At 69.9% G+C, this 15,280-nt stretch carries 9 protein-coding genes and 1 pseudogene; 2 read left to right on the forward strand and 8 right to left on the reverse strand.

Going from position 1 to position 15,280, the window contains the following annotated elements; all coding sequences use genetic code 11:
- Window positions 1–33: 33 nt before the first annotated feature.
- The 3 genes from WMF11_RS37925 to WMF11_RS37935 form a co-directional block, all read right to left on the reverse strand.
- Entirely contained in the window at window positions 34–2,178 is a 2,145-nt protein-coding gene (locus WMF11_RS37925) for a response regulator (protein ID WP_437974250.1), read from the reverse strand.
- Window positions 2,175–8,144, reverse strand: coding sequence for an AAA family ATPase (locus WMF11_RS37930; protein WP_437974251.1), 5,970 nt, complete (start codon window positions 8,142–8,144; stop codon window positions 2,175–2,177). The genes WMF11_RS37925 and WMF11_RS37930 overlap by 4 nt, the downstream gene beginning before the upstream one ends.
- A gap of 191 nt (window positions 8,145–8,335) precedes the next feature.
- Window positions 8,336–8,539, reverse strand: coding sequence for a helix-turn-helix domain-containing protein (locus WMF11_RS37935; protein WP_437904036.1), 204 nt, complete (start codon window positions 8,537–8,539; stop codon window positions 8,336–8,338).
- A 167-nt stretch (window positions 8,540–8,706) separates the two neighbouring features.
- Here WMF11_RS37935 and WMF11_RS37940 point away from each other — a divergent pair, with 167 nt between their 5' ends.
- Window positions 8,707–10,017, forward strand: coding sequence for an MBL fold metallo-hydrolase (locus tag WMF11_RS37940; RefSeq protein WP_437974252.1), 1,311 nt, complete (start codon window positions 8,707–8,709; stop codon window positions 10,015–10,017).
- A 26-nt stretch (window positions 10,018–10,043) separates the two neighbouring features.
- Here WMF11_RS37940 and WMF11_RS37945 read toward each other — a convergent pair whose 3' ends face one another.
- Window positions 10,044–10,523, reverse strand: coding sequence for a carboxymuconolactone decarboxylase family protein (locus WMF11_RS37945; RefSeq protein ID WP_437555562.1), 480 nt, complete (start codon window positions 10,521–10,523; stop codon window positions 10,044–10,046).
- Window positions 10,524–10,659: 136 nt separating this feature from the next.
- Between WMF11_RS37945 and WMF11_RS37950 the strand changes: the two genes are divergently transcribed.
- A complete protein-coding gene (locus tag WMF11_RS37950) occupies window positions 10,660–11,553 on the forward strand; it encodes a sigma-70 family RNA polymerase sigma factor (protein ID WP_437904038.1) in 894 nt (297 codons plus the stop codon).
- A gap of 273 nt (window positions 11,554–11,826) precedes the next feature.
- On the opposite strand, the gene WMF11_RS37955 is transcribed toward WMF11_RS37950, so the two are convergent.
- The 4 genes and pseudogenes from WMF11_RS37955 to WMF11_RS37970 form a co-directional block, all read right to left on the reverse strand.
- Complete coding sequence (locus WMF11_RS37955) at window positions 11,827–12,297, reverse strand: cupin domain-containing protein (RefSeq protein ID WP_437974253.1); 471 nt, start codon at window positions 12,295–12,297, stop codon at window positions 11,827–11,829.
- A 161-nt stretch (window positions 12,298–12,458) separates the two neighbouring features.
- Window positions 12,459–12,731 (reverse strand): annotated as a pseudogene (locus WMF11_RS37960) (DJ-1/PfpI family protein); the annotation flags it as partial.
- A gap of 42 nt (window positions 12,732–12,773) precedes the next feature.
- Complete coding sequence (locus tag WMF11_RS37965; protein WP_437974254.1) at window positions 12,774–14,249, reverse strand: hypothetical protein; 1,476 nt, start codon at window positions 14,247–14,249, stop codon at window positions 12,774–12,776.
- A gap of 87 nt (window positions 14,250–14,336) precedes the next feature.
- Window positions 14,337–15,272 (reverse strand): hypothetical protein, encoded by a 936-nt coding sequence (locus WMF11_RS37970; protein ID WP_437974255.1) that lies wholly within the window; start codon window positions 15,270–15,272, stop codon window positions 14,337–14,339.
- Window positions 15,273–15,280: the final 8 nt, after the last annotated feature.

Genomic DNA, 15,280 nt, shown 5'->3' on the forward strand with positions numbered 1-15,280 from the left:
CGGCGAACGGATCCGAGCAGGAGGCGTCGATCCTCACCTCGCCCCGCCATGGATTCGCCCGGCCAACGTCGCCACGTGCGCCACCAGATCCGGTGGCTTCACCGGCTTGGCCAGGTGCATCTGGTATCCGGCCGTGAGCGCCCGCGCGCGATCCTCGGCGCGCGCAAACGCGGTCAACGCCAGCGCCGGCACGCTCCCCCCACGCTCTTCCGGCAACTGCCGCACCTTCTGGATCAGCTCATACCCGCCCTCGTGCGGCATACCGATGTCGCTCACCAGGACCGTCGGCTGGTCCCGCTCCAGCTCCGCCAGCGCCTCCACGACCGAGCCCGCTGTCCGCACCTCCGCCTGGCACTCCGCCAGTATCCGGAGGAGCAGCTCTCGCGTGTCCGGCTCGTCGTCCACCACCAGCACCCGCACCCCCTTCAGGCTCAAGAGCTCCCCGGCGCGGTGCCATGACGGCCGGCGCTGCGGCGCCGGCGGCGGCTCTCCTCCGGCCAGCGCCTCGGCCTGCTTGGCCGAGAGCGGCAGCTTCACCGTGAAGCTCGCCCCCTGATCCTTCCCCGCGCTTGTCGCCTTCACCGTCCCCCCGTGCAGCTCCACCAGGTGCCGCACGATCGAGAGACCCAGACCCAGCCCGCCGTACTCGCGCGTGGTCGAGGCGTCCGCTTGCCGGAATTGCTCGAATACGTACGGCAAGAACTCCGGCGCGATGCCGATCCCCGTGTCGCTCACCGCGAGGCGCGCGTACGTCCCCTCGCGGCGCAGCGATACCTTCACCTGCCCGCCTTGCCGCGTGAACTTCATCGCGTTGCTGACCAGATTCCACACGATCTGCTGGAGGCGATTCGGGTCGCCCATGACCTGTTCCCCGGCCGACTCGACGCTGAGCTCCAGGCGGATCCCCTTCGCCTTTGCCGCCGGCTCCGCGGATTCCAGCAGCGTTTCGAGCATCTCGACCAGATCGACCACCTCCACGTCGAGGCTCAGCCGCCCGCCGATGATGCGCGACATGTCCAGGAGATCGTCGACGAGCTTGGATTGCGCCCGCGCGTTCCGCTCGATCGTCCCGAGCGCCCGGCCCAGGATCTCGTCCGACGGGCCGCGCATGCGGAGCAGCTGCGACCAGCCGAGGATCGCGGTGAGCGGCGTCCGCAGCTCGTGGCTCAAGAGCGCCAGGAACTCGTCCTTCAGCCGCCCGGTGCGCTCGAGCTCCGCCCGCGCCGCCTGCTCGCGAGAGAGGAGCATCTCCCGCTCCGCCTCGGTCCGCTTTCGATCGCTGATGTCCGTGGAGATCCCGCAAACCGCATACGCCCGGCCCGACTCATCGAAGAGCGGGCACTTGATCGAGATGTACGTGTGGAGCCCATCGTCCTGGGGCACGATCTCTTCCATCTCCAGCGGCCCCCCGACCGCCGCCACCCGCTTGTCGAAAGCGCGAAATGCGTCGGCGCGCTCCGCGGGGAACAAATCATAGTCGGTCTTGCCGGCGATCGATCGCGCGGTCACATGGAACAGCTCTTCGTAGCGGCGGTTGACCATCAAAAAGCGTCCTTCGAGGTCCTTGACGTAGATGACCGCCGTGGAGTTGTCGATGATGGCCTGAAGCAGGTGCTGGCTCTCGCGCAAAGCAACCTCCGCGCGCCGGCGCTCGGCGTTCTCCGCCTCGAGGGCGGCGTTCGAGCTCGCCAGCTCGGCCGTGCGCTCCCGCACCCGTTGTTCGAGCTCCTGGTGGGCGCGCAGGAGCTGCGCGTTCTTCGCTTCGAGCTCCTTCTGCGCCTCGCGCAAGCTCAGGTGTGTCCTGATCCGCGCAAGCACCTCTTCAATCTCGAACGGCTTGGTGATGTAATCGACGCCCCCCGCCTCGAACCCCACGAGCTTGTCCGCCACTTCTCCGAGGCACGTCATGAAGATGACCGGGATGTCTCGGGTGCCCTCGGCCGCCTTCAGTCGCCGGCAGGTCTCGAACCCGTCGATCCCGGGCATCACCACGTCCAGCAGGATCAGGTCGGGTTTCATGAGGCTGGCCCGCTTCAGGGCCGCCTCCGCGTCCTCGGCGGCGAGCGCCTGGTGACCCGCGGATTCCAGGTGATCCACGAGCAGGGCCAGGTTGGCGGGCATGTCGTCCACGATGAGGATCGTGGCCTCGCGAGCGCCGGGCGCGGAGGCTCTGCTCATGATCGCTGACCGTCGGCCACCACCTGGCCTACCGAGGCATGCTCCTCGACGAACTCCTGCAGCTTCCGCATCTGGTACGTCCGCGCCAGCGTCTGGAGCTGATCGAGCCAGGGGCCGAGTCGCGGCTCATCTTGCTGCATCCGCTCCGCCTCCGCGAGCACCTTCCGGATACGGCCCGACGCCACAAGCCGCGACAGCAGCGAGAGCTGTTCGGCCGAGGGCGGCACCAGCGCGTCATCCCCCTTCACCGCCGTGGAGGCGGCGGCGTTCACCGGCTCATGCGTCCATTCCACGCGCAGGAAACGCGCGATCTTCTCGAAGAGCAGGCTGGCATGCACCGGCTTCGGCAAGAAGTCGTCCCAGCCGGCGTGGGCCCCCTTCGGCTGTTCGGCGGCGGTGACGTTCGCCGACGAGGCCAGGATCACCACCCCGTCGAGCTCGGGCATCCGCCGAAGGCGGCGCGTGGTCTCATAGCCGTCCAGGCCCGGCATGGCCAGGTCCATCAGGATCAGCGCCGGCCTGTGCTCCAGGGCGAGTCGCAGCGCGGATTCGCCGCCGTCGGCCTCGACGAGGTCGAAGCCGATGGGGATCAGCAGATCGCAGAACAGGGCGCGGTTGCCGGGGTTGTCGTCCACGACGAGGATCGTGCGGCGCTCGCCGCGATACCCGGTGATCGTGGCCCACGCCGGGGCCTCGTCGGCGGCCGCGGAAGAGAGCGCCTCGGCGAGCGTGAGCGTCACGGTAAACGCGCTGCCTTTGCCGAGCTCGCTCTCGACATGGATGGTCCCGCCCAGCTGCTCGATGATCCTCTTGCTGATGGCGAGGCCGAGCCCGGTGCCCTCGCTCTTCGCGCGCTGGTCTCCCACCTGCTCGAAGGGCTCGAAGATGCGCGCGAGGTGCTGCGGGGCGATGCCGGCGCCCGTGTCCTCGATCCGGAAGCGCACGTCGCGCTGCCCATCTCGACCCTCGGTCAGAACGTCGACGAGCAGGGTGACCGCGCCGCGCTCGGTGAACTTGATGGCGTTGCCGAGCAGGTTCAGGAGCACCTGCGTCAAGCGCTTCTCGTCCGCGTGCACGGCGGCGAGCGCCGGACCCCGCACCTCGTGGGTGAAGGCGATGCCCCTCTGTTCGGCGCGCACGCCGCAGAGATCCACAACGTTGTGCACGAAGGAGGGAAAGTCGAACCTCCGGGGGACGAGCTCCATCTTGCCGGCCTCGATCTTCGCCAGGTCCAGGAGGTCGTTGAGCAACGCCAGCAGGTGCTCGCCCGATCTCTTCACGATCTGCACCCCTTCGCGGCTCTTCGGCGAGAGCTCGGGCGCTCGCATGAGGAACTGAGCGTACCCCAGGATGCCATTGAGGGGCGTGCGCAGCTCATGGCTCATGCTGGAGAGGAAATCGCTCTTGGCGCGATTGGCGCGGTCGGCCGCCTCCTTGGCGATCCGCAGCTCCGCCGTCCGCTCCTGGATCTTGACCTCCTGGTCCCGGTAGAGCACGGCGTTCTCGACGGCGATCGCCGCCTGCGAGGCGAGCACCGACAGGAGCTCCACGCGCGCCGGAGGGAACGCCGACGGCACGTCGCGGTGCTCCAGGTAGAGCACGCCCACCACGTGGCCCCGGTGCGTCAAGGGCAGCGCCAGCAGCGAGAGCACCGCGTGCAATGCGAGGTACGGGTCGCCGGCGAAGCGCGCGTCGGACCTCGCGTCGCCCGTCACCACCGGCTCGCCCGTGCGGGCCGCATATTGCACCACCGCCACCGGCACGTCGTGGCTCTGCCCGAGAGGCTCCGACAGGCCCGCCTCGATGCGGGTCCCCTCCACCCATAAACGAGCCACGACCGAGAGCGCCTCCCCTTCGCTGAGCACCAGGGCGCCGCGCTGCGCCCCCGCGTTCTCCAGCGTGAGCTCCATCAGCCGGCCCACCACGCGCCCCGGGTCGAGCTCACCCGCGAGCGCCTGCGCCGCGCGCACCGCGGTCTTCACGTCGAAATGCGCGCCCGTGGACCCGCCCGTTGTCGTGGTGGTCGCCGTCACGGTCGTTCGGTCGGAGGCCGACTCGTGCATGGACGCCTTGAGCACGGCGGGGTACCTCGCGTTCAGATGGGCGACCACCGCGTCAGCACCCCAGCGCGCGTAGGCGTCGCGCGCCTCGCGCAGGTACATCACCCCGACATGGCTCTTGCCCGCCTCCAGCCGAGACTCGGCGGCGAGCTGGGCCGCCAGGGCCTCGATGTGCAGGAAGCGGTGCTCGCGGGCCAGCTCGATGGCCTCGTCGTATCTGGCCGCTGCCTCCTCGGGCTTGCCGAGGACGCGGGCGTACTCCGCCTCGCCGAGGCGCAGCTTGTGGAGGAAATTGGCCTCGCAGCCCTCGGTGAAGTAGCGCAATCGCGCGAGGCTGTGCTCGATATGCTGCCGCAGCCGCGCCCGCTCCTCGCTCGTCATGGCGTCAGGCCAGCATTTCGCTGCTGCGAGCGCGAGAAAGAGCGCGATGTCCGTCACCATCGGGATCCCGAGGAGATCCGCCTGGAACTGCTCCGCCTCCCGCATCCTCGACAGCGCCCGCTCCCACTTGCCGACGGCGCAGAACAGATACCCTTCCAGGGTACGAGCGAACCCTCCGGTGTACCTGTCCCCGTCGGCGAGGAGGGAGCGAGAACCTCGCGGCAACGGCTCCTCCTCCAGGAGGCGCCTGGCGCCGTCAGGAGACATCAAGACCTCGCAGAAGGACGCGACCAGCTCGAAGTGGTGTCGTCCGACGGCGTCCCCTGCGCGCTGCACCAGCTCCCAGCGCGCCTTGTGCTGCGCATCGACCTGGCCGAGCGGCAGGCCGCGCCATAGCCGGTAATAGAGCAAGTCGCACAGGAGCCCCCAGCTCGTGCCTTGAAACGACCCGATCTTCAGGCCGGCCGCGATGGCTTGCTCATAGACGGGGGACGCCTCATCGATGGGCCTCGAGTGGCCCATGTAGATCCCCTTGAGCGCGAGGCACTCGGGGAGCATCGGGGAGCCCACGCGCTCCGCGGCGCGCACCCCGGGCGTGAGCCAGCGCATGGTGCGGCGATACATGCCCGTCGCCACCGACCACGCGTTGGCGAAGCTGCAGATCATGAAGGTGGCGGCGGGCGTGAGCGCGTCCCGCCGTATCGCCTCGGACACGATGCGGGCGATGACGAGCGAATACAGCATCGGCCGGCCACCGTAGATCGCGCAGAGCTGCGCCTGCGTCATCAGGGCGTCGATGAGCCGGTGCTCCAGCGACGGATCGACCTGCATTCGCTCGAACCCGTCCGGCTCGTGATCGAGCCATTGATCCAGCGCTGTGGACTCTCGCAGGAGCGCGATCTGGCACGCCTCGTCCGTGTCGGGGAACGTGATGCCCTGCTTCGCGAGGGCGGCCATCCCGAGCCCGATTCCCCGCGTGTACTGGCCCGTGGCGACGCAGCAGCGCGTGCGGATCTCCTGCGCCGAGAGCCAGGCGACCTCCGGCAGAGGCCTGTCCAGCAAGGCGAGCGCCCGCGCCTCGACGTCGTCGAACTCCCGCAGCAGGTAGGCGGCCTCCAGGCGCTCGAGCCCGATCTCCACCGACAGCGCGCGCTCCTGCTCCCAGGCCCGCTCGCCGAGGAGCGCCTGGGCGCTGTCCAGCAGGTGGGTCATCAACCGGTACGAGCTCGCCGCCTTCGCGGCGCGCGCGGCCTCCAGGTTCAGCCGCGCGAGCTCCTTGCGCTCCTCCACGGACTCGAGCCGCGCCGCGCCCAGGTTCAGGTGCCGCACGAGCTCCAGGAATTGCTGGACCGTCCCCCCCTCGGCGCGATGGCGCGCCTCCAGCCGGCGGCCGATCTCGAGGTGCGCGAGCACCCGCTGCTCCGGCGAGATCCGCTCGTAACTCGCCTGCTGCACGCGGTCGTGCAGGAACCGGTACGCCGCGTCCATCGCCGCCGCGCCGATGACCCCGAGCGCCTGCGCGGGGCGGTAGGCCCCGTCGACAGGCACCACGAGCTCGGCGTCCAGCGCCGGCCATAACGCCCCCGTCACGCGGGCGCGCTCCCACCCGCTGAGCCGCTCCAGGTCGTGCAGGTGGAAGGTGTGGCCTGCGCAGGCCGCGAGCCCCAGGAGCTGCTGCGTCGGCTCGGGCATCTCACGCACCTTGCCGGTCAGGAGCGCCACCACGTTGTCGGTGACGCCCGCCTTCTCCAGCGACGATTGCTCCCACCGCCACGCCCCGGTCTCCGGGTCCCTCACCACCTGCTTCTGCCGGTGCAGGGAGAGCAGCAGCTGCTCCAGGAAGAAGGGGTTTCCGCGGGTCTTGCGCGAGAGCACGCGCGCCAGCGGCTCCACCCGCGCGGGCTCGCTCTCCAGCGTCCGCGAGCACCACTTTTGCACCTGCTCTGCCGACAGCGGGCCCACCGTCATCCGCGAGACGTTCGCCTCGCTCTTCTCCACCGCCTCCACGAGCTTCCACAGCGGGTGCTCGGGCGGCGCCTCGTTGTCGCGGTACGCCGCGATCACCAGCAGCGATTTGCGCTCCACGTCCGTCAGCAATGTCTGCAGGATGATCAGCGTGGCGCTGTCGGCCCATTGCATGTCGTCCAGGAACATCACAAGGGGCGGGTTCGGCGCCGTGACGGCTCGCACGAAGTTCAGCCACGTCAGCTTCTGCCGGTTGAGCACCTGCTCGCCCTCCACCGGCGGCACCGGCGGCAGCTTGCCCATGACCAGGTCGAGCTCCGGCACCACGTCCGCGATGAGCCGCGCGTTGTCCCCGACCTCGCGCCGGATCCGCTCCTGCCAGGCCTCGAGCACCGCCTCCGAGCTGGAGAGCCATTGGCGCATCAGCGCCCCGAACGCCTGCGCCAGCGCCGCATAAGGCGTCGACCGCGCCAGCTGATCGTGCTTTCCCGCGATCAGCAGCCCGCGCCCTGCCTGCGCGATATCCCTGTAGACGGTGCGCACCAGCGCCGTCTTGCCGATGCCCGAGGGGCCGCCGACGAGCAGGAGCTCCGTCGTGCCCTGCGCGGCGCGCGCAAAGGACTCGCCCACCCGCTCGACATCGCGCTCCCGCCCGACCAGCACCTGCGGCAACCGGAGCTTGCGCGAGAAGTCCTTTCTTCCCAGGCCGAACGGCTCCACCGCGCCCCGCTCGTCCCATTGACGGAGGGCCTCCTCCAGATCCTCCGCCGCGCCGCGGGCCGTCTGGTAGCGCCGCTCGGGATCCTTGGCCAGGAGCTTCGCAATGATGGCTGCCACGGCGCTCGGCACCTCCGGGGCGACGGCGTCGAGCGGAGGCGGGTCCTTGGCCAGGTGCGCGTGCACAAGCGAGAGCGGATCGCGCTCCGTGAACGGCAGCCGCCCCGACATGACCTCGAAGAGCGTCACCCCCAGCGAGTACAGGTCCGTGCGCGTATCGAGCGCGCGCGCCGTGCGCCCCGTCTGCTCCGGGGAAATATAGACGAGCGTCCCCTCCAGCGCCTCGGGAATGCTCGCCTCGGTCGCCTCCTGGGACAGCAGCGAGGCGATGCCGAAGTCGAGCAGCGTGACCCTCTCGCACGCCTCGTCCACCAGCACGTTTTGCGGCTTGATGTCCTTGTGCATCACGCCGGCGGCGTGCACGCCCTCGAGCACCCGTGACAGGAGCCGGCCGAGCCGCAGCGCTGCCCCGACCGGCACGCGCCCCTGCCTGGCGAGCAGGCGATCGAGCGACCCGAGGCCAGGATCCTCCAGCACCAGGGCCGCAGAGCCGCCCCGCTGCTCCAGCGCCCGTGCGCGCGCCACCCCGGGCACCTCTGCGAGCTGCATGAGCACCTGGTGCTCGTGGATCAGCCGCCCCATCACGCGCGGACTGGCCACCTCGGCCACCGGGATCTTGATCGCCACGCGCGCCCCCGAGGGGACATGGACCGCGCGCCATACCCGTGTCTCGGTGCCGTCGTAGATTACCTTTTCCAGCGTGTAATCCCGCAGCTCCATCATTGCCCCCCTCACATCCTTCAGGGGCGCTGCTGTCGGGGCCTCATCGTAGTGTCGAGCAGGACGGAATGCGACCAGCGATCCTCCCTGTGGGGATTTTTTCGGGCGACCTCTGCTGCGCGACAAGGCAGTGGTCGTCTCCGCGCTGATCGGCGACCGAGCGGGTTCCTTCGCGAGCTGTCCCCCCGCACCCGTCAGCTCGTCAGGCACCATGAGCGCCGAACCAAACCGGACCGAGCCATCGTGCGCTCGAGGAGTCGCACGCCGAGCGACGCCTCGAGGCGGGCCACACGCTGGCTGAGCGTCGAACGCGGCGGCCGCAGCGCCTTCGCCGCCGCGCTGAAGCTCCCGAGCTGCACCACCTCCACGAACGTCGCCATCGCGTCGAAATCGAACATTGTGCAGCCTGGTCGAACAGGCCATTCGCCCGCCGCTACCTGGTCAAGCGCAGCGGGAGAACCTACCCTCGTCGTTGACGTTGCCACGGCTGGCAGCGAAGAAATGGAGAGCTCCGAGCTCGGCTGAGAGATGCGCTACAGGCCATTGCCATCCACGAGGTACCGCGATGCAAGACGAAATGCAGGTTGAGGAGTGGGGAGAGCTATTCGTTACACGCAAGTGCTGCGGCGCCGGCACGTGCCGGAACTTCGCGCCCGAGCTCCTCGGCGAGGTGGTGCCGGCCAGCGACCTCCGGGGAGGCCGCCGCCTCTCGGTGCTGCCGGACTCCCACGAGCAGGGCGCCTTCACGGGTGTGCTGCGGCAGCCGCGGAGCAAGGAAGAGCTGATGGCGGCGCGGACGGCGGTCGCGGCGTGCCCGTTCGGCGCCATCACGCTCAAGCCGGGCGCGGCGCCGGTTCGCCGGGGCGATCTCGGGTCACCCTGGCGCGGCTTTCCGCGGCCCATCGAGGATCATGTCTGGGTCATCGGACAGCCATCCGTCAAGAACTTCGGCGCCCTGTCCTATTTCATCGAGCGCGACGGAGGCGGGGTGCTGATCGATCCCCCGAAGCCGAGCGAGGAGGTCTTCCGCTGGCTCGCGGAGCACGGCGGCGTGCGATGGCTCTTTCTGACGCACCAGGACCATACGAACCACCACGCCGAGTTCGCCAGCCGCTTCCCGGGTTGCCGCCGCATCCTCGGCGCCGCGGACGTGAACCTCCGTGAGACCACGTACATGCCCTCGACCGGCGACGTGGAGATCAAGCCCGGGAACGAGCTCGGCCCGCTCTCGCTCGAGGGGGAGCCGCTCTCGAGAGAGGCGGCCAGAGAGGCCGAGTTCATGCTATTGCCGCAGCCCGGGCACACGCCGGGCTCGTTATGCCTCCTCTATCGAGGCCGCTTCCTGTTCACCGGCGATCACCTGAGCTACTCGCGCTTCCTGGGTCAGCTCGTGGCGCACCGATTGCAATGCTGGGAGGACTGGGAGCGCCAGATCCGCTCGGTGCGGTATCTGCTCGCCGCGGCGGAGGCCGGGTGGCTGAGGTTCGCGTGGGTGTTGCCGGGTCACGGGGAATGGGCCCGTTTGCCGGGCGAGGGGAGCGCGGCCGAGACGGCCGCCGAGCTCGGCCGCGTCATCACGTCGATGGAGCAGAAGCCGAAGGGGCATACCCCGCTGGGCCGCTGGATCATGTACGTTCAGAGCCGGATGGCGCCCGAGAAGACGCTCGGGCGCGCCATGCGCGCGATCGGCGGCGGGAGCGACGCCTGGGTCTTGCCGCGCGGCTCGCGGAGCTCGCTCCCCGATTTCGATCCCGACAAGACGGGGGTCGCCCTGCGCCGGCTCTATCTCCTCGGCGCCGCCGCGCTCCTGGCCGCCGCCGGGACCGCATGGCTCACCGCGCGCCGGGACATGAGCGCCCTTTCTGGTCGCTCCTAGGACGCTAATCCCACGGCTTCTCCCCGTCAGCGGTTGTCCGCGCGCGCATCCAGCTTCATCGAGCCGGCGATCTGCCTCGTTGTCACGTTGAACCGATTGAAGAGGTTGACCAGCCCGATGTGCAGGGTCAGCGCCGCGAGCGCCGGCTCGTCGTAATGCCGCGCGGCCTCCTCCCAGACGGCGTCGGGCACCGGATCCGCGCGGTCGCTGAGCCTCGTCGCGGCCTCGGCGAGCGCCAGCGCGGCGCGCTCCGCGTCGGTGAAATAGGGCGCCTCGCGCCACGCCGCCACGGCGAACATGCGCTCGTCGGTCTCGCCCGTCTTCTTCATCTCGCGCGCGCCGATGTCGACGCAGAAGCCGCACCCGTTGATCTGGCTCACCCGCAGGTGGACGAGCTCGAGCGTCCGCGCCGGCACACCGCTCTTCTTCACCGCGCCGACCAGGGCGTAGATCGGCTGCATGACGTCGGGGATGACCATCGCGGGGTTCTTCATCCGTGCTTTCAGCATGTTCGTGCTCCTCTCGAGGCGTTCGGGTGTGCTCGCCAACGGTGACGGCGCGCGGAACGTCCGTTCGCGTCGTCACATCGGCTAGGGTTCGTCCGTCACAGCCATGACGAAGCACGACGAGGGAGTGTGACCGATGGATGAAAATAGTTGGCTGGCGGAGCGGTTCGAGGCCCACCGGGCCCATCTGCAGGCCGTGGCGTACCGGATGCTCGGCTCCCTGAGCGAGGCGGAGGACGCCGTGCAGGAGTCCTGGCTGCACCTGAGCCGCGCCGACACGAGCGGCGTCGAGAACCTGGGCGGGTGGCTGACGACGGTCGTGGCGCGGGTGTGCCTCGACATGCTGCGCTCGCGCAAGGCGCGGCGCGAGGACCCGATGGCCGCGCCCGACCCCGCCGCGGACCGCGAGGCCGGGACCGACCCCGAGCGCGAGGCGGTGCTGGCCGACTCGGTCGGCCTCGCGTTGCTCGTGGTGCTCGACACGCTGACCCCCGCCGAGCGCCTCGCCTTCGTGCTGCACGATCTGTTCGCGGTGCCCTTCGAGGAGATCGCCGCCATCGTGGGCCGCTCCCCGGCCGCGGCGAGGCAGCTCGCGAGCCGCGCCCGCCGCCGCGTGCAAGGAGCACCCCCGTCCCCGGACGCCGACGTCGGCCGCCAGCGCGAGGTCGTCGACGCCTTCATCGCGGCCATGCGCGGCGGCGACTTCGACGCGCTCGTGGCGATCCTCGATCCGGACGTCGTGGTCCACTCCGACGCCACGGTCGAGCCCCCGGCCGGGGGCGAGATCCGCGGGGCGCGCGCGTGGGCCAAGCAGGCGATCCCCGCCGCGCGCGGCGCCAAATTCGCCCGCCCCGCCCTCGTGGACGGCACGGTGGGCATCGTCGTGGCGCCGAAAGGAAGGCTCTTCCGGGTGCTCCGCTTCACCCTCGCGCAGGGGAAGATCGCCCGGATCGACGTCGTGGGCGACCGCGAGCAGCTCCGCGATCTCGACCTGTTGGTTCTGGACGGCGGACCGCAGCTGGAGATCTAGAGCGACAAGCGGCTTGAAACCCCGAGAAAAAGCAGGAATTTCACAGGGAGACGGGGAGGCGGGGAGCGAGAGACGGCAAGAGGGAGAAATTCATTTTCTTCTTCCTCCCCGCCTCCTCGCCTCCCTGTGAAAACTCTCCGGGTTTCAACATGATATTGGTGTTCTAGACAACCCGCGCCGGCGCGCGGCGGACCTGCTCTGCTCTGCGCTGCGTCCCGGCGCCGCGTGGACCCGAGCCCACCTCTCGCGGCGGTCATTCACCAACTCATCCACTCAGTAAGGTGTTCCGTCCTTGTGCGTGAAGGCGTACTCGCCGCCCACCTTGCGGAAGGCGAGGTCCTCGTCGGGATACTCGACACTGTCTTCGGGATCGCGGTTGCTGATCTCGAGGTAACGCGCGGGCGCGGCGCTGCGGTTGACGAGGTGATGCCCGTCGCGCGCGCCGGCCGGAAAACCCGCGCACTGACCCGCCGTGAGCACCTGCTCGCCGTCGTCCGTGCGCAGCACCACCTCGCCCTCCAGCACGAAGACGAGCTCGTCCTCGTGAGAGTGGTAGTGCCGAAGCGCCGACGCCTTGCCCGGGAAGAGCGTGGTGAGGTTGACGCCGATCTTCGTCAGGCCGAGCGCGTCGCCGAGCGCGCGCTTCTCGCGCGGCGTGACGCGCGCGGGAAACGGCTCGGGGTACGTCGAGCCGGTGCGGGGCTCGAGATCGCTGGGGTTCAGGGCAGGGCGTTCGACGGGCATGATCATCTCCTAGCAAAGCGGCTGCGCTCAGCGGCCGCGCGGTGTGGGCATGAGCGTGGAGGCGAGCGCCGCGGGGCTCAAGGGGATCGCGGGGGCTCACGACCAGCGCCGCACCCCGATCCTCTTTCGGAGGGAGAGGGAGGAGGCTCCCGGGAGCGCAGTCACACCGGTCGGGCGAGCGCGGCGCGCGCGGCCAGCAGCGCGGCGCGGCGCTCGGGAACCTGGAGCAGGGCGCGATCGCGGACGCGGGTGACCACCTCGGCGGGCGCGGTCTCGGGGGAGCCGGCGTCGAAGGGGGGCTGAGGATCGTACTCGATGCTGAGCTGGATGGAACGAGCGACGTCCTCGCCGGCGATCTCCGCCACCAGGGTGAGCGCGAAGTCGATGCCGGCGGTGACGCCGCCGCCCGTGATCACGTTCCCGTCGCGCACGACGACGCCCCCTCTGAATCGTCCACCCCCGCTCCAGCCGCGTCGTCAGGAGCCGCTGAGACGCTCCTTGGCGCGCGAACTCACGAACATCGCTCCGTCACGCGCCAGCACCGACAGCACGGCGGCTGTGGCTCGCGGGTGGTCCGCGACGGCGTAGCGGACATGCGCGTTCTCGTCGGTGGCGCGCCGCTCCAGGATATCGAGCGGACAGTCGACGCGCCACACGATGTGACGGCGCACGACGAAGTCCGGGTCGTGTTCGAGGTCGAGCAGCAGGGACAGTGGACATGTCTGGTTTCTGCCAACGAGCAAGCGCACATAGGAGTCGGCGTCCCGCGCGAGCTGCGACAGCATGCGCTCGGTCGTGCTCGGATTCTGCGCGACGGCGCCACGGACGAAGAGGTCGGCGGAGTCGGCCAGCTGGACGAGGATCCGCTGCGGTGTGAGCGGGTGCTTTCCGATCTCGCAGTGGTTGTCGCGCAGGGCGCTCGCTGTGGCGAGGATGTCCGGCGTCACGCCTGGATGCGCGAACACGGCGCGACGCAACGTTTCGCTCGGGGCACGGCTCCATTGGCGCAGCCACGCTCCGGGACACTCGGGGCGCTTCACGAGCTCGAGCTTCACCCTGGTGTCGTCGTCGCTCGCAAGCACTTCGAAATGCTCGGCGCTCAGCCCGCGGCGCCGCGCCAGACGCCGGCGAACATCCGCGAGCGGGTCGCGCAGCAGGCCCTGCAGGTGCGCGGCGTCGAGCGCTTCGTGGGTTGCGAGCAGCAGACGCACGGCGGGCGGCGGATTGTCCGTGATCTGGGTGTAGAACGCGGCGGGGAAGTCCGGCCGCCGCAAGAGCGTGAGCAAGACGCGTTCATTCCGATCAGCGAGCAGCTGGGGCATCCTCGCGTCGTCCCACGGAAGCGACGCGGCGGCGATGGCGCGATAAGAAGCCAGTCGGTGTTGCGCGAAGGCACGCAGTGTGTCGAGCGAGAGACCCATGCGCGTCTCGGCGACGAGCCGCACGGCTGCGTCGGCGTCGTGACGGAAGCGTTCGAGCCAGTCGCGCGGACACTCGCGGTGCGAGGCGACGGCACAGCGTGCCTGGCTTCCAAGCTCGGCAAACTCGGCGAGCACTGGGGCGGGCACCGACTCGTTGCGTGCGATTCGCGCGAGGTCTTTGGCAAAGTGATGCGGAATCGCTGCGGCGTGTCTCGCGACCGCGCGCACGTTGCCGTCGCCGTCGGTCCAGAGCAGGCGGCGGAGCTGCTCGTCACAGCCTGGATGGGCGGCGACAGCGCACCGGACGGGGCGCGTGGGGTCACGCGCGAGCTGCGCGAGGACCTCGCGAGGAGCGCCCATGCGGCGGGCGAGGGCGCGACGAACGCCAATGGCCTTGTCGGCGGCGAGGGAGAGCAGCGTCGCGAGCGGCGTGTGCGGGTGCAGCGCCGCCTTCACGCGCAGACCTTCGTCGGGGGAGCGCGCGAGCGTTTGCAGATCATCGGCGCTGAGCTCTGCTGTCCGTCGCTTCATTCACAGGGATATTTAGCAGACCCCCCCGCGCCGGCACAGGTCCCTCCCGCAGGCCCTGTCCCTTCGCGCCACGCGGCCGCAGCCAGCTCAGAATCTGGCCCCCACGGCGAGACGGAGCGTCGCGAGCTTGCCCTGCTCCAGGCCGAACCCGAGCGGCTCGTCCAGCGCCACGAGCAGCCCGGCGCGGAAGTACAGGCCCGACGCGGGTGGCTCCACCCCGACGAAGGGCTCGGCCGCGAGCTGCATCTTGTCGGCCTGAGTGAGCGGGAACGCGGCCTGGAGCCGCGCGCCGACCCCGAACCCACCCACGCTGCGCAGCTCCGCCTCGTTGCTCTGCTCGATGAAGAACTCCGTGTCTCCGCCGCCCGTGGGGATGGCGAACATCGCCACGAGATCGCTCCGTACATAGAGCGCCTCGATCGGGCGCAGCTCGATGCCGCCGCGGGCCCGCAGCGGGACGTGCTCCAGGAGCGCCCGCTGCGTGTCGAAATACCCCCGCACGGCCAGCGCCGCCGCCGCGGCCGCCTTCGTGTCGTCGGACGGATCCTGCGTGATGGGGATGGAGGCCGAGAGCCCGCCGACGAGCATCATCATGGGCGAAATGTTCCCGGCGTAGTGAAGTCCTATCGAGGGATTGCCGAAGAAGAACCCCTCGAGCTCCGGCGCGACCGTCGTCGCGTCGTGCTCCCCCGCGCCTGGCTCGCTCGCCTGGCTGCTCCCGTACGCAAACGGCAGCTCAGCGTCGAGGTGGAGCCCCCCGATCAGCCTGATCTGGGCGACCGCCGCGAAGGACGCCACGAAGGAGTTCCCCTCCCACGCGCCGCTCGTCCCGTCGCTGCTCACGGTTTCCCAGTCGGGGAGGTTCGCCTCGATGGTGCTGGTGAGCACGTCCGCCTCCACGCCGAGACGGAAGCCGTGGGACTTGGCCCACTGCGCATCCGTGACGGTCTCCTCGGCGAGCGCTGGCGGGGTGAACGAGAGCAGGAGCGAGAGGGCGGCGAGGGACGAAGCAAGCTGGCGCATGCGGACAG

Source organism: Sorangium sp. So ce295 (assembly GCF_051527405.1).
Lineage (GTDB): Bacteria > Myxococcota_A > Polyangia > Polyangiales > Polyangiaceae > Sorangium > Sorangium cellulosum_B.